This window comes from Zobellia uliginosa (assembly GCF_900156625.1).
Classification (GTDB): domain Bacteria; phylum Bacteroidota; class Bacteroidia; order Flavobacteriales; family Flavobacteriaceae; genus Zobellia; species Zobellia uliginosa.
The window spans coordinates 384,471-406,412 of sequence record NZ_FTOB01000003.1 but is presented as its reverse complement, the minus strand read 5'-3'; the positions used below and the strand labels follow the sequence as shown (position 1 = coordinate 406,412).

Here is a 21,942-nt window from a genome sequence, read left to right as displayed (position 1 = left end):
AGAACTGCTAGCCCATATGTCATTAATCTAGCTCGGGCCTATGCCCGACCATGTTAAAATCCAATACGGCCCCTTTCTCGATGAGGTCGTGGGAAACACTGTATGCATTGTATTCTTCCCCGTTCAGTTGAATGCCGTTTACATAGACCTTTCCCGAACTGGCCCCTTTGGCATTTATAGTCAGCTTATTACCGTTGGCAAGATTAATCACCACTTTATCGAAACTAGGACTCCCGAATTCATATTTCGGGTTCTCCTCGGTTCCCCCATTCATTTGAAACAACCCAATTTTCATGAGCACGGCCAAACTGCCCATCAGGCCTTGATCTTCATCCCCGTTATAGCCGGTAGCCGGTGACAATCCTCCAAAAACGGTTTGTGCCACCTTTCTTGACCAGTATTGGGTCAGGTCGGGCCTATCTAGCTTATTGAATACAAAGGCCGTTTGTATGGAAGGTTGGTTCCCGTAGTTGATGGGGATATTGCGATATTCGGGATGCAGTTCCTGCGAATGTGAACTGCCTGCCGTAAAGCCTAACTTCTCGGCCTGTTCGAATTGCATATTCAATTTTTTAACAGCAGCTTCCTTCCCTCCCATTAAGGAGGCAAGTCCTTCTTGATCATGGGGTACGAACCATGTGGATTGCGCTCCGTTCGATTCAATAAACCCGTTTTCATGCTCGTACGGATCGTAATTTTCACGCCACTTGCCCGAAACATCTTTAGGTCGCATCCATCCTATGGAAGCGTCGAATACATTTTTATAGTTATTGGAACGCTTCATAAAATAGGTATAGTCCTCAAGGTACCCTAGCTTTTTCGCCAATTGGGCCAAGGTCCAATCTTGATAGGCATACTCCATGGTCATGCTCGCCCCATCTTGGTGGCCTCCGAATCTCCCCTCTGGAATAGGGTGCGGTACATATCCCTTCTCTAAGTAATACTTGAGTCCGCCACCTATCGTTGTATGGTGCTCATATCCTGCTTTGCCCATAATACCACCTAGCATATGGTTTTTCTTTAAAGCCTGGTAAATACCTTCTAAATCTTCGGTGACCAGACCTTTTTGGATGGCACTTACGATAAACGGTGTAGACGAAGCACCCGTCATTACATAGGTGTAATTTCCTCCGGATGGCCCCCTTGGCACCATTCCCCCATCTTTATAATATTGTAGGAGCGAATGCACAAATTCTTCCATGATTTCGGGATATACCAAGCCCCAAAGTGTGTTGATCGTCCATTGCGCACCCCAAAAGGAATCGGAATTGTAATGATTGAATTTAGGCTTTCCTCTCACATCGAGAGGTAATTGTCCTACCCTAAACTCCTCCCCTGTATTATCGGGGTAGGCCCCATTGACATCGCTGATGATCCTTCGGCCCTGAAGTCCATGCCACAAATCCGTGTAAAACCTTTTTCGGGCAGTTTCGGTACTGCCTTCGACTTCTATTCGTCCCAGTAGACCATTCCATTCTTTTCTAGAGTCTTGAACAACCTTATAGAAGTCCCAATGCGGCAATTCGGCATCAATATTCGCCCTGGCATTGGCGATGGAGGTATACGAAATACCGGCTTTCATAAGAACTTCATCAACATCATCCTTTAGAAAGACCAAATAATTCCCCGTGGTTTCGTCACGTTCCAATGAATCGACCCCGGACTTGAAGTCTATGGCAAAAAAGAGTTTTACGGGTTTGGGCCTTCTACTTGTTTCATTGATAAGCAATTCCCCTACCAAGGAACCGTTCCCCGCAATTTCAAGTCGTCCATCAGTGTTTTTATTAGGGCCCAACATTCTGTTTAAATTAAAAAGTACGGCCCGTCTTTTTCCTTTTTTAGGAAAGGCATACTTATGCAATCCCACACGTGTTGTACTGGTGAGCTCAACATTGATATCGTATTTTTCCAGTTCCAGATAATGATAGCCCGGGGAGACCTTTTCCTTGTCATGGTCAAACTTAGATCGAAACTCGGTGAATATCGCCTTTCTATTTGTATCATCTATGGTTACCGGCATAACCGATAAACCCGAAAGTTGCCATGCATGGATATGGCTAAACCCCTGTACGGTGTCTACCTTGTACCTATACCCACTTCCCCAAGCACCATCCACTTCGGTATCGGGACTCAAGTTGACCATTCCGAACGGCCTACTCGCCGACGAAAAGAAGAACCATCTTGAATTTTCAGTATCGAGCTGAGGGTAGACCAGATCTACAGGCTCAACTATTTCAACTGTTTGAGGGCCTTGGCTTTCAGCCCCACAAGATGAGAGTGCAACCGCTAATGAGATGCAAATTCCGTATAGGGAAACTTTTGAAAATAAATTCATATAAAGAGTTTCTTTAGCTTTTTGTATTAAGGTTTGAGGTGATTTGGTCTAACATTTCAAAAGTTGGGAAGCCATTGTTCGGCCTTCTTATTTCAGGGTTGTACCAATTCTTCCATTTTGCTTCTTTGTCACCGGTTTTTCGGTTATGATAAATGACCTCCAGTTGTTCTTTTGCTTTTGGCAACAAGGCCCGGACATCGTTCAAAAACTTATCGTCATCCGTGTCTTCGAACTGTTTTTTAAGGATGGACATGTCGTGCAAGGTGCGTTCAAAATCGATTAAATCTTGATAAAGGCATGCAGGAAGATAGATATAGTCGTGGTAGAAGTTTTTGTTCCTCTTGGCTTTCTTCAATCCTGTTTCGGCTTCTTGAACGGCCCTATTTATTTCTTGCCGTATGAACCTGACACGCTCCAAATCGTTCTCGACCCTTTTATAGTCATGCCCTACAGGTGATTTTCCGGGACGTTGTATAGGGCTATCGGATAAATAGGATATGGCCTCCCTTATTTCCCAAAGGTGCTGTACATAGCCTATTCTTTCCTTTTGTGCCCTGTGTAAATATTTCATCGATGCTACTGCATGTTCGGCACTTTCACCATCAAAATAGCCTTCTGTCCATTCTTTGTAAAAAGCATCGGCCTCAAAACTTTTAGGGGAATTACACACCTCGGCATAGGCTTCGATGTTTAGCAGAAAGGGTCTGAAATTCTGTCCGTTTACCAAACAAAACTTATCGGCATCGTATCCTGAGAACATCTCATTCATTACCGATTCCACTTTTTCGGGATAAGGGTTATGAACGGTATGGTTCAGCCAAAACCCCGCATGCATATAAGTGCCGAAATCGTAACCATCGGTGGTATCGGGATAATATGCAAAATCGCCAAACCCATGGTCGGACCATGCCACGATCCAATCTTTAGGAGGTCGGAAGCCATCATTCCACATTTCCATTCCATCGGAATAACAAACCAAGACCTTATCGGCATTGGGTTTATAGGCATCGACCAAATCACCAAACGCTTTATATACCTCATTAAACACCGCTACCTTATCTTCCCCGCAACTACTTTCGTACTCCCAATCCCACACTTGGTGTCTGGGGCGTAAAATAAAAATATCGGTTTTACGCAATGGGGTCTCCTCTAAATAATAACGCCATGCGGTCAACCAGTCTTCCTTATAATCGGCCCAACAAGTAGCTTTATCGGCCGACATAGGGTGTATTTGATAACCAAGGGCAAAATCTATGGCCACCTTCATCCCTTTTTTCTGTGCGTAGTCTATCATCTTTTCTACATAGGCGATATCTAGCTTGTAATCGGTAAGTTCTTTATATTCCGGACGAATAAAAAATTCGGGTCGCCCGAGCATATCAAAGAGTTGGATGGCATTGTACCTTAGCCGTACCAGTGAATTGATCATTTCGGTATAGCTCTCCCAATCGTATTGTAACAATTGCCCCCTATAATTGGCCAACTCATCCACATCGTTTTCAAAGTAGCAAAGCAAGGGTACTTTAGGAGGTGCTATTTTTCTATCCGTAAAATTAAAGAGGTCATTTATCGATTTAGGTGTAACTTCCTTACCGGTCCAATATTGCAAGGGATCGATACCCAGCATTTCGTTTGAATAGTCGTAAACCGCATATTGAAGGCCCTGTACATCGGACCCCGCAATAACGATGACCTCCTCTTCTCCCTGTAAGCTTGTTTTCGCCCATATACCTCCCCTAGGACCTGGTGTTTCCTTTGTTATGTTAATTTTACCCTCCTCGTTCAGCGCGGCAATAAGATCATTTGAAGCCGGAGTTCCCAATACGATTACGGTTCCCTTATCGGTAAGGTCGTTGACATCGGAAACGATATGGACTTTTGCCGATACGGTTTTCTCTAAATCTTGTTTAAAATCGTCAACCGCATTGCGTTCCGTTTCACTTGCCCCTTTACCTATCACTAAAAAACAGGAAGTTGTCTTTTCTTTGGAGAAGGAATAAAACAAGAGCACACCCAGAACCGCAAGTACTATGAGGATTCGGCTAAATCGTAACGTTGTCTTCATTTTATGAATTATATACTGGTCTTAGTATTAGGGGGCATTTCAAAAAATATGGACAGGAATACCACTCCCGTCCATATTTAACCAACTCAAAATTTCAATTAATAACCAGGGTTTTGTTCAATATTGTTATCGGACAGAATAATTTCGGTAGCAGGAATAGGTCTCAACAAATGCACCGATGGGTCAAAAGAACCATGATCGATCACATGGGGATTGTAAAGCTTTATACGCTCCTCTAGTTTGCCCGTTCTTTTTAAATCGTTCCATCTATTGGTTTCCCCGGCAAGTTCCAAGGCCCTTTCATCCAAGATATCGTCTATGGTCACGGAGGCATAGTGATTCGCTACGCCCGTAGCACGCTCCCTAACGATGTTCATATGGTTAACGGCCATAGCCGGATTACCCGCACCTAGGTAGGCTTCAGCCGCAATCAAATGCGATTCGGCCACCCTGAATACAAAAGTGTCCCTATAACCGCCTTCCGCCTCATCAAAGCCGACATCGTCGAATTTTTTAAAAATAGGGAAGTTCGTGGTGTTCTGATTTTTCGTATAAAGGTAGTTGACCCCTGGCACATCTACGGGAGCATCGTTGTAGTAATACTGATCGGGCTGATAGACATAATATCGGTCTAACTTATCGGCCAACTGATCGGCGGTCAATGCATTCTTAGGAAAATAAGCTACCGTATCGCCCACGGCAATTATATCGGTACCCACAGAATCTACGACATTGGCGAACAAGGTCCTATGAATGGTTGCTTCTTCCCTAGTATCGTTATCATCAAACAAGGAATAGAAAAACTCGGTAGGCATTGCATTACCATCCCTGAAACCATATGGGTTTTGCCTATTCATTCCCGGCAATTGGTCTACACTGTACATTAATATGGAGTGCTTGTTGTTGTTACGGTCTTCGTAATCACCACCTGCACCGTATTGTATGGCAAACAACACTTCATCATTTACCTGGTTGTCATAGTCGAATACCTGGGCGTACGTTTGTGACTTGATATCATAGCCATCAATCGCACTTTCCGCCAAGGCCGCGGCTTTTTCAAAATCATCGGAACCGGCAAAGGAGGTATAAGCCCTTGTCAGGTATACCTTTGCCAATAAATGCTGGGCCGCCCTTTTCGAAAACCGACCGGTTTCAGGATAGGCCTCTAAATCAGGAATCGCCTCCTCTAGATCGGTAATGATCTGGGTATAGGTCTCTTCTTCGGTCGAACGGGTATAATCGGAACTAATTTCCGTAATTTCTTCCAAGGAAATTACAACTCCGCCAAACTGTTGCACTAGATTGAAATAGGCCAAGGCCCTTAAACCTTTTGCCTGGGCAATACCATTATCACGGACAGATAGGTTAGAGTCGACCCAAGAGATTTCATTGGTAAAGCGGTTGACGACTATATTGGCCTTACTGATCACACTGTAATTTCTACCCCATTCGGAAGAAAAGCTACCGCTACTACTGTTGAGGTTAAAATAAACGTTCAACGAACTTAAATCGGTACTGACATTTCCTTGGGTGGTAAAAATATCCGTTCCCAACATAGCTACATCATACCCCTTGTATACCGGTCTTAGGGCGTCGTAAATACCAACCACCAATCTATCCGCGTTATCTTCCGAAATAAAGTCCTCACCTGTTAGGTTGGTGTAGTTCTCTTCCTCTAAGTAGTCGTTACAGGAATATGTGGTAAAGCTTAGGGCCAAACCCAATAGCAACCTTCCGATGTTCTTTATATATCTATTCATTTTCTTAAAATTTTATCTTTAGAATGCAACTTTTAAACCTATCAAGGTAGTACGTGTCTGAAAGCTCATGTTGTATGAGTTTTGCAGGCCTGTTTCAGGGTCTGGCCCTTCATAATCGGTAAAAGTGAAAGGGTTTTGAACGTCGACCGACAATCTTGCACTTGACATTTTTAACCTATCCAATAGCTCACTTGGAAAATTATATCCTACTCCGATATTCCCTATCTTAACAAAGGACATATCTTCAAACCAGTACTCACCTACATTTGGCGTAACACCAGGCAAGGGGTTTTCCGCATCGGGGTTGTCGGGGGTCCAATACGAAGTACTTATTTTATTAAATGCAGTCTCACTGGCGTTTATATCGTGATGTTGGTGAAATTCGGAATGACCAAAAACTCCCTGTCTCGTATACATCATAACCGACATATCAAGGTTTTTATATTTAAAGGTATTGGTCATACCCCCTGTCCAATCGGGAGCCGTTGTACCAATAACGACCTTATCGTTTACGGCATCGATGGCCCCGTCGTTATTTTGGTCCTTGAATTTGTACTCACCGGGTACCGCTCCATACGTCGCGGCTTCTGCGGCTTCATCTATTTGCCAAATACCCAATTTCTCATATGAATAAATGGCGTCAGAAGGTTCTCCTACGATCAAGGCACTATGTGTACCAAAAACCTGTAATTCTAAATCCCCTTCCAGTTTTAATATTTCGTTTTTGTTTTTGGCAAAGTTCAAACTGGTGTTCCAACTAAAGTTTTCGGTTTGAATGTTTTTGGTGTTCAAGGTAAACTCTACCCCACTGTTTTTCATTGAACCGAAGTTCCCCACCGCACTATCAAAACCGGTCAACATTAAGAGGTCTCTAGAAAAAATAGCCCCTTCGGTCTTTTTGTCGTACAATTCCAATGAAAAATTGACCCTATTGTTGAGCATTCCAAAATCGAGTCCGAAGTTGATTTCTTCAGACTCTTCCCAAGTCAACTTGTTATTGGAGAAGCCGCTGACGATATTCCCGTTGGTCAAATTATCACCATAGAGGTAATTGGCCCCTTCAAGGAAGGCAAAAGACTGATACGGTCCTACGGTATTGTAGTTACCCGATTTACCATAACTCAACCTTAGTTTTAGGTTAGACAGCCAATCGGCGCTCTGTAGAAATTTCTCTTCACTTGCCCGCCATGCGAATGCTGCAGATGGAAAGAAGTTCCATTTGTTGCCCTCGGCCAATTTAGAGGCCCCATCATATCTTCCGGTAAAGGTAAACAAGTACTTGTCGTTAATGTTATAGTTTAAACGACCGGCAAATGAAGCCGTGGTCTCTTTTTGGTAGTACGAGCTATTCTCACGAATATCGGTACCTGAACCTGTATTATAGAAGCCGTGGAAATCAGGAACATTTCTCGTCTCTATATTATTACCTTCGAGTTGATCATAATAGACCGAAGCGATCAAGGTAGTACTCAATTTTTGCTTATCGGTTATATCGAAGTTAAAGTCCGCCGTATTGTCCCAAGTATAAGAATTGTTCCAATCCGTTCCGAAGTAAGCCCTTGTTCTAGAAGGGTCGTTCCTTGCCGCTTTGGTAAGCAAGCCCCTATGCTCCCCGTTTCTTGTAGTAGATAAGTTAGGAGAAAAAGTTGTTTTCAAGGTTACCTGATCGCTAGCCGCATATTGCAAGTAGAAGTTCGATATTACGTTCAATATCCTTTGGTTGACCTTCCAAGCCCCGTTCACCTCGTAATAGGGGTTCATAAACCTTGGGTCTTCATCGTCGGGAACCAATATCAATTCCCCATTATCATCATAAGGATCTACGGTAACGGGCAATCTATAGGCACTTCTAAAAAGCTCCCTACTGCCTGATTCTTGTTCCGAATACGATAGATAAGCGCGTAGACCTATGGTCAATCGGTTTATTTTTTTTGACAAAGACACTGACGCGGTATAGCGCTCATAAGCTTGATCATTACCCACTACGCCCTCATCTTTTAAATAACCAATGGATCCACTGTACACCAATCCATTCTCTCCTCCCGACATAGAAACGGTATGGCTGGTCTGCATTGCCGCCCTAGTAATGTAATCTACCCAATCAAAATATCTTCCGTTGGCTATGTTGTCGGTTTCCCCGTTATTAAAAAACTCGGTAGACCGGTTAAGGGTATAATTATTGAAATCCGCGGCCGAAAGGTTTGACGAAGGGTTATTCAACCAATCTGTTTTCCATTGTTCAGCCCGCAAGCTATCGTCGATAAAATCGACATATTCGCTTCCCGACATGGTATCGGGAAGATTGGTCGCCGTACTGATACCGAATGAGGCATCGTATGAAAATTGGGTCTTACCTTCTATTCCGTTTTTTGTGGTAATAATTACCACCCCGTTAGCTCCCCTTGAACCATAAATGGCGGTTGCAGAAGCATCCTTTAAGATATCCATTTGCTGGATATCGGCCGGGTTAAGCAAGTTAATGTTATCTAGAAAAATACCGTCGACTACATATAAGGGCCTTGATAAATCTTCCGTTACATTGTCGCTCTGACCATCTTTATTCGCCTGGTTGCTGTTGGTAATCACCGTATTACCCCTAATCCGGATAGATAAGGGCGACCCTGGTTTTGAGTTCAGCCTTCTTACATCTACACCTGCTACCGTACCCCGTACAGCCTGTCCCAAATCGGTTTTACGTTGTTCCGTCAATTGCTCCGTTCCAATAGATGCAACGGCACCGGTCAAATCGGTCTTCTTTACCGAACCATACCCAATTACCACAACTTCATCAAGTCCCATAGAGGATTCACTCAGTTGAACGGTATAGGTCGAGGTTCCCGTCAAAGCAACTTCCTTGTCTTCATATCCTATATATGAAACCACTAAAGCTTTATCGGAAGCACCGACCGATATGACAAAATTTCCGTCAAAATCAGATACAACACCATTGTTCGTACCCTTTACTAAAACACTGGCACCTGGCAAAGGTATATTAGCTTCATCGACCACAACACCGGAAATCTGTGTTTGCGCCCATGAAACTGTTGTCACCCCTAAAAGGAGGAATGCCATTAAAAGTCTGAGTTTTTTCATTTTAATTTAGTTAGTTGAACATTATACCAAACCTAAGACTCTTGCCACCGATCCTTATGGACATATTCTCCAAAAACATGGATAGATTTCCCATCCCCCTATTTTACAAGGGCTGCCAAGTATGTTAAATACTAATAATTAATTTAAGATATCGTAAAGAAAGAGGGCAAAAACACCGATATTCCCTTTTTTTTATTCTAAAAACCGCCAAATCAATTTCAGCCTGTTTTTTTAAATTGATGGCTTAACGACGCTTACCCCCTCCTTAAAATCAAATTGAATACAACAAAAAAACCTCTGGGTTCTTACGAATCCCAGAGGTTCTTAAAGTTTTAAAACGACGCCCATTCTTCAGTGGGCATCAATAAGAAATACGCGGTTTACAATTTTCTCAACCAGATATTTCTAAACTGTGTCTTATTGCCATGGTCTTGTAATGAAATAACATCATCACCATGTGCGGAAGGATAATTATGTAGACCGATATAATAGGTATTTCCATTGATAACACTGTGGTTTTGAACTAGAACCCCATTATGAAGTACGGTAATCGTAGCTTTAGAATCTAACCTACCATCTTTTTTAAAACGTGGAGCCCTGTAGATTATGTCATAGGTATTCCACTCCAAGGGGCTGCGCATGGCGTTGACCAAGGGTGCATGGTCTTTATAAATACTTCCTGCCTGACCGTTACGGTAGGTTCTGTTGTTATATGAATCCAAAATTTGGAGTTCGTACCTGTTCTGTAAAAATACACCGCTATTGCCACGTCCTTGGCTTTCTCCCTCTACCTTGTCGGGAGCACTGAACTCTATATGCAACTGGCAATCGCCAAATTTCATTTTTGTGCTTATTCCCCCGGTACCCGGTACGACTTCAAAGTAGTCATTGTCCACTATTTTCCAAGGGGCAGGCTTGGTATTATCTTTTTGGCTTACCCACTGGTCAAGATTGCTTCCATCAAACAAAATAATGGCATCGGAAGGGGCATCCCCTAGCTTTTCACCCGGGGTTACCACCGGAACTTCCGGTTCCCAGATTTCGGTCATCTGAGGCTTCATGGGCATAGGAGAAACTTCGGGAGGGGTACTGGAGTGCTTTTGTGCCGAAAGCTGTATGGAGAACAAACAGGCCAGAGCACATACTAGTGATAATTTTGAATTCATAATGAGATTACATTTTGTTTTGATTCAGTATAGTTCTATAAAAAACTAAATATAGCTATAACCGACCAAAATCATCGAAATAAAATTGCTAAATACCAGAAATTACGCTGACCATTTTGGCCGCTCGCTCCTTGCACTCGCTTTCCGACCATCCTAATTTTACAAGGCAAGAAACCGTACGGCCCACCCATTTATCGCTAGCCGAAAAATCAGATTTGGAGTAGTCTGGCAATTGTTCATAGACTTCTTTGGGCAGCCTACCCAAGGAACGTTTTTCTATCAGGTGCTCCCATTCACGGTAATAATGCCAATTATTGTCGTACCAGTAAAAACAGGCATCGACCCCGGCCTTACCCAATTCGGTATGTGCTTTTTTAGCTTTTTCGGCATCGGGCATAAAGAAGTTCAAAAAGGCATAACTCTCTTCCCCTCCCTCAGGAACCCTTCTAAAGCTTACGTTCGGTAAATCTTTTATAGCCTCCCGTAAAATGGTGTAATTTTTTTTCTGAATGGCCAAAAACTCATCTAACCTTGCAATTTGGGCCAGACCTACCGCAGCATGCAGTTCCGATATTCTAAAATTATATCCTAAGAAAGGATGGCTCTCCGCTCCCCTATCCTTCCCAACGTGATCATGTCCGTGATCCGAATAATGGTCGGCATTGGTCTTATAAAGGTCGTTATTGGTTATTACCGCACCACCTTCACCACAGGTAACGGTCTTTACATAATCGAAGGAAAAACAGCCCAAGTCGCCATAACTGCCCAAGGGTTTGTTTTCAAACGTACCCCCTATGGCCTGACAGGCATCTTCCAACAACAAGAGCCGGTGTTTTTCACAAATGGCCTTTAAAGCCTTTAGGTCGGCCATAGAACCGCACATGTGCACCGGCATGACCACCTTGGTACGCTCCGTTACGGCATTTTCCACGGCTTGTGGGTCTAAGGCCAGGGTATCGTCGACATCGACCAAAATAGGCACGGCGCCAATGGCTAAAATAGACTCAAAACTGGCCACAAAGGTAAATGTGGGCATAATAACCTCATCGCCCGCACCTACACCGGCACTGGCCAAGGCGACCGTTAAAGCTGCCGTACCGCTGCTTACCAATTGGGCGTGTTTTACCTGCATTTTTTGGGCAAGTACCTTTTCAAGCTCAAGGGCCTTCCAGTGGCCATTGCGCATACCGTCAAAACCGTATCGCATCAGTACCCCTGAATCCAATACGTCGTTTAGCTGTTGGCGTTCCTTGTCTCCGAATAATTCAAATCCTGGCATATGTTATTCTAGTTGTTAGGTGTTAGGTGTTAGGTGTTAGGTGTTAGGTGTTAGGTGTTAGGTGAAATATCAGTTTATTTCAATAATGCTTTCCTCTATATTTTTTCTGACTTTTTTAAATTCGGAAAACATATCGTCATCGGCCCTATAGCCTACCGGAAGCACCAAAACCGAGGTGAGCCCTTTTTCCTTCAAATTCAAAACCGTATCGTAGGCTGAGGGAACGAAGCCTTCCATAGGGCACGAGTCTATTTTCTCCATGGCGCAAATAGTCAACAAATTGCCCAAGGCCAAGTAGGCCTGATTTTTAGACCATTGCTCTATTTCGTGCACTTCCTTTTTAGAAAAGTCGGCCACTAGGGCCTTTTTGAAGGGATCTAAAATATCTGGACTTGTACCCCTGATTTTTTTGATCTGCTCAAAATAGCGACTTATATAGGCCTCATCGATATCACTTTGAATACAAATAACCAATACATGCGAAGCCTGTACCACTTGTTGTTGGCCAAAGGAGTGCTCGACCAATTCTTTCTGTAGTTCTTTATTGCGAATGACCACCAAAGTAATGGGCTGTAAACCGTAGGAAGTTGCCGTGAGGTTGAACGCCTGTTTTAACCGTTCAATTTTTTCTTGCGGAAGTATTTTTCCCGAATCGAACTTCTTTACGGCGTAACGCCATTCTAAATTTTTAATAGAATCCAAACTCACTTTATTTATGTTTTCACCGATGTGAAAAATTATGCTTTGTTATCCTTTAATTGAAAAACCATAGTTTAATAGACATAGCCACCACCATAACGACCAAAAAGCCTTTGATAAAGCCATCGCCCCTTTTTACGGAAAACCTACTGGCCACCCATGCTCCGGAGCCATTACCAATGGCCAAAATTAGCCCGACTTTCCAATTGACCTTATCGTTCAATACAAAAACCGCCAAGGCAGATAAAGTATAAATAAACACTACCGCCACTTTAGTCGCATTTGCCCTGACCAAGGTCATATGGTTTACGTAATGCAAAAATAGGATAATTATAAAACCCAGCCCGGCATTAATGAACCCACCGTAAATTCCAAAAAAGAAAAAGGCAATGATAGCAATATAAAAGGGTTTTCCGCTAAGCTTCTCTTCAAAATCGCTTATACGGACATCAGGTTTAAAAATAATGATCAAGACTACGACCAACATTATGGCCGCTAGGATCCGATTAAAGGTTTCGCCCCTAATATCGACGGCAATATAGGCCCCGATAATCGCACCCAGAAATGCGGCCAGCCCCAAATACGCGTTAAAAGGATAGGTAGACACGCCCTTGCTCTTAAAGCCTGCCGTGGCCAAGGCGGTCTGTACAACAACGGCCACCCGATTCGTACCATTAGCTATGGCCGGTGGTAAGCCTAAGAAGATAAGAACGGGAAGTGCAAGCAAAGAGCCGCCACCTGCTACCGTGTTGATAAAGCCAACTACAAAACCTACCCCGATCAACAAAGCATAGTGATACCATTCACCCATGCCACAAAAGTAAACTCAATCGATAGATTTCATTCGTATAAAAACAAAAAAGCTTTACGTAACGTAAAGCTTTTCTTCGGAGGATGGAGGTCCACCTACAGAACCTCCAGGAAAGCAAACAATCTTTAAGCGCTTAGGCCAATGAGTTGGCATATTCCAACTCTTGCAGTTTTCTAAGTGCTTCCGACTTTGAATTGACATCTAATTTTAAATAGATATTCTGCACGTGAAAATTAATGGCACTGGCCGTAACGAAAAGTTTTTCGGCTATAGTCTTATAAGTCGCGCCTTGGGATAGGTAATCGATTACTTGGTTTTCTCTTTCCGAGAAAATCTCGATCGATTTTCGCTGAAACTTTGAAATAATCTGTCTGATGATATCATTGCTCATCGTCGCACCATCTGACTTGATCGAATCAAGGGCGTTGTAAAGCGTACGTTCACTCACCGGTTTGGATAGGTAGCCGTTTGCGGTATTTTTGAACGCTTTTTTGACCAAGTCAAAGTTGTTTTGGGCACTGAGCATGATAATCTTCACCTTCGGGTCTTTTTTTCTAAAGAGTTTAATACCCTCTATACCGTCTATTTCGTCAAGTGCTACTTCTGAAAAAACAATGTCGGGCGAAATGGTGTCATATTCCGCCAAGGCATCCTTGACCGAAACATAGATTCCCTTTAGGGAATACTCGGTATAAGACTCAAAATACTTCTGGTAAGATTCATGCGATGATAAATCATTATCGATAACGATAATTTTTAAAATGTTAGTTTCCATGGTAGTGGGATTTTTAGCATCTTATTGAACATCAATAAAATACCTGGTTAAATTTGGGGTTACTCTTAACTAATTTATCGTTCGGTAAAACGATTTTTATTTTCAAATTCGGCGTAGAAAGGCTCTTTCCCGTTGATTCATAAATCAAGAGATTGTATATCCGTTTTTTTGTTTTGAACAAAAACCTATGGTTAAGGCAGTACTCTGCCGGGTCTCGGTTATGGAACGAAACGGATAAATGCGCTATACGCTGGGTGAATCGATAAGTTTTAACGCTGTAGGTAAAGCTTTAAAACCTAAAATGATCGCTTTGAAAATTTGTCTCTATCAGAGGCAGGGACAATGCACTTTGTTGAAGGGTTCAAGTGTGCTGTTCTTGTAATAATGTCGTAGGTAATAATGGTACATGGCTTGTGGATTTGGGGTTAATAAATAGGTTAATTTGGTATGGTTATACTCAAACTTAAGCATTATTTCCATCGTGAATATTGCCCACCCCCACATTTTCGCCAAAATGCAACTAAGCACCCTATTCAGGTGCATTACATCCGCTTTTTAATACCAGTTATCGAAGAATATGATGCGGATATTCTATAAAATGCCTTTAACAATACCCTTATAAAACAAATAAAACAGCGGGGCCTCCCCCGCTGTTTTAGCCTAATTTTCTACCAAAAAATCAGGTCCCACTAACCATAAGTTAATATTGTTATTAGTCTTCGTATATATTGTTCACTATAGCTGAGTGATCATCTACTTGCATAATCCATTTTTCATCTTGGTACTTTCCGTTCAAGTTAGATACATATGCCATTTGGGCTTCTTCCTTGAAATTATAATCGGCCAGGTATACATAGTGCAGTCCGTTCTCTTTGTTGTAAAACTGTCTGGCATCTAAACCTTGTTGTTTTAAGGTCTCCATAAAGGCGTTCAAGTACTTTTCGTTCTTATATACATTGGCTATTACATAGTATCCTGCTTTTACACCAACGATATCGGACTGGTTAAGAATCTTGATCGGAAGCTTTACGTAGTCTTTCACTTGTTTTGTACTTTCCTCCTTGGCTACAATGGGTTGTGCCTCAGTTTCCGCAACTTGTTCTACCGTATTTGTCCGTAGGCTTTCCTTAGTGCCGGCTGAAGCTGTAGACATGTTCTCTTTCATGGCTACATAGCTATCTAAGCTATTGAACCTTTTGGGCTCTTCTATTTTCGTTCCGTCATTTGGATTGTATCGTGTCTTTTTAACATTGCTGGCCAAAGCCGTATTTGCTGTATTTACCGGTGTTCTTGGCTTTTCTTCAACATCGTTGTTCAAGCTTTCTTTTATTTCTTTCTTAAGCACATCTACCAAAGACTTCAGTTGCTTTTCAAATGCGGCATCACGAGCGGCATCTATAGAGTCTTGTCTGATGATCAGCTCATCTAAGATCAAGCGGTTCTCGTAGGCCATACTGTTGATATCGCCTTCCATTTCGGGAGAGAAACTTTTTTGCACTTCCCTTTCCCCTCTAGTACTGTTATGGGCCAGGCTTTTTTGGTTCTCGGCAGTCAATCTTAAAATCTGTTCTTCGTAGTTTCTTACGATGCGGTCAACTTTGGCATCTTCAGAGCTGTCGGCAAATGCATCCATACTAGAGCCATGGTTATCAAAGGTATAGGCCAAAGATACTTCGTGGTTCCATCCTAGGTCGGCATCATCGGTCATCAAGTCTTTTTCTAACAAGTACCCCAATGACATACGCTTACTCAAGTTAAAGCCTAGGCCCAAAGAAAGTCCGTAATCATCGTCAAAGTTCGTTTGGAACCAACCGTAATCGGGTAAGTCTAACAATATAGAACCTACGTATCCCAATCCGCCTTCCTTGTTCTTTCCGACTTGTACCATTGGCATCAAACGTGCGTGGGCAAAAAGTCCCCTATTGGCCATAAATTGATGGGTATACTGTACCGAAGCCTTTACGCTCTTGGTACTTAGGTTCGTTAAAAATTCATTGGTGGTCTGGTTATATTTAAAAAGTTCGGTAGCATAAAGGCCAAAGTCGAATCCTCCTAAAGATAGGGTCACGCCCGGTTGAACGGCTACCTTGCTCTCTTTTTTGGCATCTGAAATTTTATTGTCGGTATCGGCCACTACCACCCGGTTTTGATCCAAACCTTCGGTGTAATAGGTAATATTGGTACCAAAAGTCAATTTACTCTCTTCACCTAATTTTACTGCCGTTGCATAGTTTGCATTAAAGCCAAATTCTTGAACGACACCTGACCATTGACTATAAACACTGATTCCTAATGCAGTACGGTCGTTTATTCTATTACTGAAGCCCAGGAAGTAGTTCTGGTTATTGTCTTCAAACGTAGCATACTGGTTTCTATGCAAAATATTGATATATGATTTGTTTTCCCTTACCAAAGAAAAGGTAGGATTGATCAAAAATCTATTGAAGAACAACTGGTTGTGATAGGTGCTCTTAGAGTTGATCTCGGTCACCGCGGCTTCTTGTCCGTAGTTAGACGCTGTACCGAAGATGGCACATAATAGAAGGAGCAGGTAAATTTTGCGGATATTATTTTTTTTGTAGCTCATGGTAGTGAAAATTTGGGATTATTGTAAACTAAGGGTAACACTATCTATTCTTGTTGGGTCGAAAAACGGGACTCAAGTGGTAGATGCCCGTAAATTCTAAGAATGTTTAGACTACCTAGGATTTGGGTTATAAACCGGCGACGGTAATCGCCGGTGTATCTTAAACCCCATCCTTTAATTAATCTTCTTCAAATAAATTTGAAGTAAAGCGCAGTTCTGAATCCGTATTGAAGGCTTCGAGCGTACGATAGTCGCTGTTGTCTTCAGTCGGTCTTTTATTGGCATAAGTGAAGGCCACTTTTTGTACCTCGGCATTACGATTGCCTCGGTTAGACATCACATATCCTTTTCCGTTTTCAGAGGTAAACGATATAGCAAAATCATCTTCGCTACTGTTTATCGGGCTACCTAGGTTAACCGCTAGGCCAACATGCTTCTGACCTACTTGGGTCATGTAGACATCGAGTCCGCCCTGACCTTTTCTTCCTTCGGAGGCAAAGAACAAGGTATTTGTTCCGACCACATTTGGGTAAAGGTCATCTTTCTTTGTATTTACTTTTTGACCAAGGTTTTTGGCAACGCCCATGCTTCCGTCTTTACGAATGGCCGATACATATATATCGTACTCGCCAAAGGTACCTGGCATGTTAGAGGCGAAAAACAAACGCTTACCATCGGAAGATATGGAAGGGTGCATTGCCGATGCGTGTTTCGGGGCAACGGCCACTTCCTGAATGTTCTTCCATTTGCCACGTACTTTTTCTGCCTTGAATATTTTGTGTACTTCCTCTTCTTTGGAAAACAGGCCGTACAAAGGCTTAACCATTACTTTTTTACTAAAATAGGCGGTCTTACCATCGGGCGAAACGGCCACTGGCATCTTATAGCCATTGTGGTCTACGTTCCCGTCTCCTAAAAAGGCCCTAAGTTCGTTTTCAACTATGGTTTGGTCATCTACAATGAATTTTCCATCCTTTCGTTGAAAATCTAGCTCCCTATACCTTTCGGTCAAAGGCTGATCGAGTATATTTTTAGATGTTTTAGATTTTACTTTATAATCCGAAGCAATTTGAGCGACCCAGTCATTGTTATCGGAACTGGTAGCTGAACCGATATTATGATATTTGGCCAAAGCGTAGTCATAACGCTTTTGATAGTTTTTACTCAAGCTGCCAGACTTACTGACTTCTTTTAATTTATCATACCAAAACAAGGCGGTATCATAATTTTTATTCAAGAAGTTAGCGTTGCCCAAGTCTTCAAAAATTTCTTTATCTTGGTAACCCTGACTTCTAAGGTATTGGTAATTTTCCATCCTTTTGTTGGTAGCCTGGAGAGTTTCGGCAGCATTGTCTCTAGTCGAATACTGAGCAGTAACTGAACTGCAGCAGCACGAAAAGAAGCCGGCGAAAAGCACATTGTAAAATAGCGCATTTTTCATAATAAATTCGATTAGGGGTTAATATCTTCGACAAAGTTCACTAAAACTCTTATATCTGCACTTAGTAAAAATTCATAGGTTTTGCCCAAAAAGCGATTTTTTTATGTTAAAATTATCGACAAACTGCACTTTTCTTAGTTTAAGAGCCAAAAAATCGGATGAAGTAACCAATTTGCCACCTATTAATTCTTACTAGTATGTCCTGTTATTTTCCCAATTCGATTTTTTCACAAAGCAGTGACCCCTTCTTAATTTTAGTTTCGGTCATGCGACAATTTTCTAGATTGAAGACACACCTATATTTCGCTGGAATAAATAATAGGCCGATACAAGAGAAAATTGTTCAGATTCGATTGCAAAAGCTAGCCCCCAACCTATATAGCACCCCAAATATTGGATAAGACCACTTACATGGGAACACTTTCCTTATCATAGCAGGCGTATTGAAATCGCCTACCGTTCCTTTATGCCTTAACAGCATTTTAACGTACCAAATGTCGGTTCCTCCTTTTGGCTACGACCAAGAAAGCAGTAAACGATAATTGTAATAAGTCGCTTTTTGACATAACCTAAAACCATCAGTTTAAAAATCACACTATGAAAAGAATAGCAATTAACGGAATGGGTCGAATAGGCCGAACCGCATTAAAGGTCATATTAGATACCCCTGAGCTGGAAGTAGTTGCGGTCAACGATATTGCATCCATTGAAAACATCGCCTATTTATTGGAATACGACAGTGTACATGGAAAGTTCGAGAAATCCGTCGATTTTGAGGAAGGACAGTTAATCGTAGACGGAAAAGCCATTCGCTTCCTGAACGAAAGAAATCCTGAAGACCTACCATGGAAGGAGTTGGATATTGATGTGGTAATCGAAAGTACCGGTATTTTCACCAAGTATAAGGATGCGGACAGGCATATTGAAGCAGGGGCAAAAACCGTAGTCTTGTCGGGCCCTTCGAAGAGCCCCGAAATTCCTACCGTAGTTCACGGGGTCAATTCCGACGACGGCAAAACCAGCATCTTTTCGTGCGCCAGTTGTACCACGAACAACATTAGCCCCATAATAGAGATCATAGGGAGGCGTATCGGAATCAAAAAGGCGATTATGACCACGATTCACGCCGATACCAGTTCTAACGCCATGGTCGACTCGCCGAACAAAGGTAATTTTAGAATGGGGCGTTCAGGCATCAACAACCTTATACCCACAACAACAGGGGCTGCCGTTGCCACGACCAAGGCATTGCCCGAATACGCCGGTAAGTTTGATGGTATGGCGGTTCGCGTACCCGTTGCCGTGGGATCGATTTCCGACATTACCATCGTAACGGAGAAACCGGTAAGTGCTGAAGAGGTAAACAAAATTTTGGAGGAAGAAGCACAAACGGACCGTTATAAAAAAGTATTGCAGACCACCTATGCGCCTTTGGTTTCCAGCGATATTATCAAAAGTCCCTACGGATCCATAGCCGATCTATCGCTAACCAAGGTTGTAGACGGCGATTTACTAAAAGTATTGGCATGGTACGATAACGAATGGGGGTTTACCAATCAAATGGTACGTCAAATATTGAGTCTGTAGCTTATAAAGCCATAGCTATTTCTACTTTACAAAACAGGTCAGACCCTTGAAGTTTGACCTGTTTTTACTTTATGTCCCTTTTTTCTTTTTTGTAATTTGATCCGATTTTAAATTTCAGATTTTGAAGAAGATACTTTACCTATTGGCCGTGCTCATGATGACGAACTGCACAACGAAGAAGAAATCGATACAAAAAGAACACTGGGGCGAGGTCAAGGGCAAGGAAGTTTCGCTCTACACCATTACCAATTCCAATGGTATGAAAATGCAGATTACCAACTTAGGGTGCATCATTACGTCACTCTTCGTTCCGGACAAAGACGGAAAACTAGACGATGTAGTTCTAGGCTTTGATAATTTGGAGGCGTATCTCGCGGGCCATCCGAGCTTTGGGACTACCGTTGGCCGCTATGCCAATAGAATTAAAAATGCCCAATTCGTCATGAACGATTCCGTTTATAAACTTACCGCCAACGAAGATGGCACCTCCCTACATGGAGGAAACGAGTTTAGGGATGCCGTTTGGGATGCGGAAACCGTATCGAACGAGAATGGAGAAGGCATACGTTTCCATTATTTCTCCCCCGACGGTTCTTTCGGTTTTCCTGGGAATCTTGATGTTTATGCCACTTATCTTTTAAACGATGACAATGCCATTTACGTAAACTTTCAAGCGCAGACTGACAAAGACACCCATGTCAATATGACCAACCACAGCTATTTCAACTTGAACGGGGCCAAAGATTTGATATACGACCATAGGGTGATGATCGATGCCGACACCTATACGGAGTTCGATGAAGACATTACCCCTACCGGAAAATTACCTTCGCTAAAAGGAACGGCCTGGGACCTCAAGACCATGACCCGATTAGGCGATAAAATTCACGACATTCCCCTTAACGGTTATCACCACTGCTATGTATTGAATAAAAAGGAAGGGGAAATGAAAAAAGCCGCCGAGGTCATAGAACCCAATTCGGGACGAAAATTGGAAGTTTTCACCACACAACCGGGCATTACCTTATACGCCAGCAACGGATTGGATCATATTACCGGGAAATATGGCATTGCTTACAAGCCACATGCCGCCATCTGTCTTGAGACCCAGCACCACCCGGATGCCATGAACCATCCCAATTTTCCATCCACACTCTTAAAACCAGGCGAAACCTATTCCGAAATTGTCGTATACGATTTCGGCATCGTTAAATAAACTAGGGCAACCTATGCTTTTTTAAAATCCCTTATAATATCTATATGTGCCCTATGTGGTCTGCCTGCCGCCATTTCATAGTGAGATGGAACATCATTGACCCCGTTGCGGATTCCTTCATATATACCTGCTATTATGGTACCCATAAAATCACCTAAGGCTTTCTTTCTTTCCGCTGCATATTCCGCCACGGACACGGAATTAAATTTTAGGTTCAAGCCATATACCTCGTTAATGAGGTCGGCCAAGGTTGCCTGGGTAATCGCCTCGCCCACTAGGTTATAGACATGGCCGTTGTGCTCATTACCCAAAAGCATTTGGGCATAGGCATAACCTAATTCCCCCCTACTGGTATAGCCACACTTTCCTTCACCGGCACAGTTACGAATCTCGCCATCTTTCGCATAATGGTCTATATACTCTAAATCAGGTTCTATATAAATGCCGTTTCTACCGATAGCCCATTCGAGTCCTGACTCCTTGATATCCACTTCGGTCTGGCGATTACTTTTTACTATCGGACTAAAAGCCGTGTTCGTTTCATCGCCCACAATGCTCGTATAGACTATTTTTTGAACTCCGTTCTGTTTGGCGGCCTCTATAACATTTCTGTGTTGTTGGATCCTTTTTTCGGGGTCATCCATCCCAGAAACCAGTAGAACCGTATCGATACCCTTTAAGGCGGCATCAAAATCTTGACGGCTATTATAATCGCCTTTTCTGATTTCTACACCAAGATGTGCGGCCTTTTCGGGAGTTCGGGCAATTCCTACTACATTTTCTTTTCCAATCTCATTTATCAACTGGCGCACGACCGAAGCCCCTAATTGTCCACTTGCGGAGGTTACTGCTATTGTCATGATTGTCGTATTTGCTTTAAATTACAATTTTGCTTTTAGCACTTCTAGCTCTTTCTCTAGATTATCGGCTTTTGCCTTGAATTTTTCCATGGCCCTTTTCATCTGGCCGATCTTTTTGAAGGCCTCTTCGTCTTGTACGGCCTGGTAGGTAACAACACCTTCTTTTTCCTTTATCTTTGATTTGCTGCCACATGTAGGGCATATTGCTACTTGACTCATAATCGTATCTTTTTCTTTTACAAAATTCAAAAAACAAGAAGCTCCGTTA

The 21,942-nt window shown here is 42.6% G+C and carries 15 protein-coding genes; 2 read left to right on the top strand and 13 right to left on the bottom strand.

Going from position 1 to position 21,942, the window contains the following annotated elements; genetic code table 11:
- Nucleotides 1–22: 22 nt before the first annotated feature.
- From BW980_RS10210 to BW980_RS10160, 11 genes are all read right to left on the bottom strand, one after another.
- Nucleotides 23–2,335, bottom strand: a complete 2,313-nt coding sequence (locus tag BW980_RS10210) for a GH92 family glycosyl hydrolase (RefSeq protein ID WP_076455120.1) — start codon at nucleotides 2,333–2,335, stop codon at nucleotides 23–25.
- Between the two features lie 13 nt (nucleotides 2,336–2,348).
- Complete coding sequence (locus tag BW980_RS10205) at nucleotides 2,349–4,400, bottom strand: glycosyl hydrolase 115 family protein (protein ID WP_083690450.1); 2,052 nt, start codon at nucleotides 4,398–4,400, stop codon at nucleotides 2,349–2,351.
- Nucleotides 4,401–4,498: 98 nt separating this feature from the next.
- Nucleotides 4,499–6,160: a RagB/SusD family nutrient uptake outer membrane protein gene (locus BW980_RS10200; protein WP_076455118.1), complete on the bottom strand. Its 1,662-nt coding sequence runs from the start codon at nucleotides 6,158–6,160 to the stop codon at nucleotides 4,499–4,501.
- Nucleotides 6,161–6,178: 18 nt separating this feature from the next.
- Nucleotides 6,179–9,253 carry a SusC/RagA family TonB-linked outer membrane protein gene (locus tag BW980_RS10195; RefSeq protein WP_076455117.1) on the bottom strand — a complete coding sequence of 1,025 codons (3,075 nt, stop codon included), beginning with the start codon at nucleotides 9,251–9,253 and terminating at the stop codon, nucleotides 6,179–6,181.
- 380 nt (nucleotides 9,254–9,633) lie between these two features.
- Entirely contained in the window at nucleotides 9,634–10,419 is a 786-nt protein-coding gene (locus BW980_RS10190) for a 3-keto-disaccharide hydrolase (RefSeq protein WP_076455116.1), read from the bottom strand.
- Nucleotides 10,420–10,507: 88 nt separating this feature from the next.
- Nucleotides 10,508–11,698 carry a DegT/DnrJ/EryC1/StrS family aminotransferase gene (locus BW980_RS10185; protein WP_076455115.1) on the bottom strand — a complete coding sequence of 397 codons (1,191 nt, stop codon included), beginning with the start codon at nucleotides 11,696–11,698 and terminating at the stop codon, nucleotides 10,508–10,510.
- Between the two features lie 69 nt (nucleotides 11,699–11,767).
- Nucleotides 11,768–12,400 (bottom strand): nitroreductase family protein, encoded by a 633-nt coding sequence (locus BW980_RS10180; protein ID WP_076455569.1) that lies wholly within the window; start codon nucleotides 12,398–12,400, stop codon nucleotides 11,768–11,770.
- A 52-nt stretch (nucleotides 12,401–12,452) separates the two neighbouring features.
- Nucleotides 12,453–13,208, bottom strand: coding sequence for a sulfite exporter TauE/SafE family protein (locus BW980_RS10175; RefSeq protein WP_076455114.1), 756 nt, complete (start codon nucleotides 13,206–13,208; stop codon nucleotides 12,453–12,455).
- A gap of 133 nt (nucleotides 13,209–13,341) precedes the next feature.
- Nucleotides 13,342–13,983, bottom strand: a complete 642-nt coding sequence (locus BW980_RS10170; RefSeq protein WP_013995955.1) for a response regulator transcription factor — start codon at nucleotides 13,981–13,983, stop codon at nucleotides 13,342–13,344.
- A gap of 712 nt (nucleotides 13,984–14,695) precedes the next feature.
- On the bottom strand, nucleotides 14,696–16,570 hold the full coding sequence (locus BW980_RS10165) for a PorP/SprF family type IX secretion system membrane protein (RefSeq protein WP_076455113.1): 1,875 nt from the start codon (nucleotides 16,568–16,570) through the stop codon (nucleotides 14,696–14,698).
- Nucleotides 16,571–16,748: 178 nt separating this feature from the next.
- A complete protein-coding gene (locus BW980_RS10160; protein WP_076455112.1) occupies nucleotides 16,749–18,011 on the bottom strand; it encodes a TolB-like translocation protein in 1,263 nt (420 codons plus the stop codon).
- A 597-nt stretch (nucleotides 18,012–18,608) separates the two neighbouring features.
- On the opposite strand from BW980_RS10160, the gene gap reads away from it, so the two are divergent.
- Together gap and BW980_RS10150 are read left to right on the top strand one after the other, a co-directional pair.
- Nucleotides 18,609–19,598 (top strand): type I glyceraldehyde-3-phosphate dehydrogenase, encoded by a 990-nt coding sequence (gene gap, locus BW980_RS10155; protein WP_076455111.1) that lies wholly within the window; start codon nucleotides 18,609–18,611, stop codon nucleotides 19,596–19,598.
- A gap of 121 nt (nucleotides 19,599–19,719) precedes the next feature.
- A complete protein-coding gene (locus tag BW980_RS10150; protein ID WP_076455110.1) occupies nucleotides 19,720–20,814 on the top strand; it encodes an aldose epimerase family protein in 1,095 nt (364 codons plus the stop codon).
- A gap of 11 nt (nucleotides 20,815–20,825) precedes the next feature.
- Here the strand turns inward: BW980_RS10150 and BW980_RS10145 are convergent, their stop codons facing one another.
- Together BW980_RS10145 and BW980_RS10140 are read right to left on the bottom strand one after the other, a co-directional pair.
- On the bottom strand, nucleotides 20,826–21,674 hold the full coding sequence (locus BW980_RS10145; protein WP_076455109.1) for an SDR family oxidoreductase: 849 nt from the start codon (nucleotides 21,672–21,674) through the stop codon (nucleotides 20,826–20,828).
- A 21-nt stretch (nucleotides 21,675–21,695) separates the two neighbouring features.
- Nucleotides 21,696–21,893, bottom strand: a complete 198-nt coding sequence (locus tag BW980_RS10140) for a hypothetical protein (protein WP_139327651.1) — start codon at nucleotides 21,891–21,893, stop codon at nucleotides 21,696–21,698.
- Nucleotides 21,894–21,942 lie beyond the last annotated feature (49 nt).

Bases quoted from the DNA above. Each gene is read 5' to 3' on its own strand.
- BW980_RS10165 (WP_076455113.1), bottom strand. From the start codon at position 16,570: ATGAGCTACAAAAAAAATAATATCCGCAAAATTTACCTGCTCCTTCTA.
- BW980_RS10175 (WP_076455114.1), bottom strand. From the start codon at position 13,208: ATGGGTGAATGGTATCACTATGCTTTGTTGATCGGGGTAGGTTTTGTA.
- BW980_RS10195 (WP_076455117.1), bottom strand. From the start codon at position 9,253: ATGAAAAAACTCAGACTTTTAATGGCATTCCTCCTTTTAGGGGTGACA.
- BW980_RS10160 (WP_076455112.1), bottom strand. From the start codon at position 18,011: ATGAAAAATGCGCTATTTTACAATGTGCTTTTCGCCGGCTTCTTTTCG.
- gap (WP_076455111.1), top strand. From the start codon at position 18,609: ATGAAAAGAATAGCAATTAACGGAATGGGTCGAATAGGCCGAACCGCA.
- BW980_RS10185 (WP_076455115.1), bottom strand. From the start codon at position 11,698: ATGCCAGGATTTGAATTATTCGGAGACAAGGAACGCCAACAGCTAAAC.
- BW980_RS10145 (WP_076455109.1), bottom strand. From the start codon at position 21,674: ATGACAATAGCAGTAACCTCCGCAAGTGGACAATTAGGGGCTTCGGTC.
- BW980_RS10205 (WP_083690450.1), bottom strand. From the start codon at position 4,400: ATGAAGACAACGTTACGATTTAGCCGAATCCTCATAGTACTTGCGGTT.
- BW980_RS10170 (WP_013995955.1), bottom strand. From the start codon at position 13,983: ATGGAAACTAACATTTTAAAAATTATCGTTATCGATAATGATTTATCA.
- BW980_RS10190 (WP_076455116.1), bottom strand. From the start codon at position 10,419: ATGAATTCAAAATTATCACTAGTATGTGCTCTGGCCTGTTTGTTCTCC.
- BW980_RS10140 (WP_139327651.1), bottom strand. From the start codon at position 21,893: ATGAGTCAAGTAGCAATATGCCCTACATGTGGCAGCAAATCAAAGATA.
- BW980_RS10200 (WP_076455118.1), bottom strand. From the start codon at position 6,160: ATGAATAGATATATAAAGAACATCGGAAGGTTGCTATTGGGTTTGGCC.
- BW980_RS10210 (WP_076455120.1), bottom strand. From the start codon at position 2,335: ATGAATTTATTTTCAAAAGTTTCCCTATACGGAATTTGCATCTCATTA.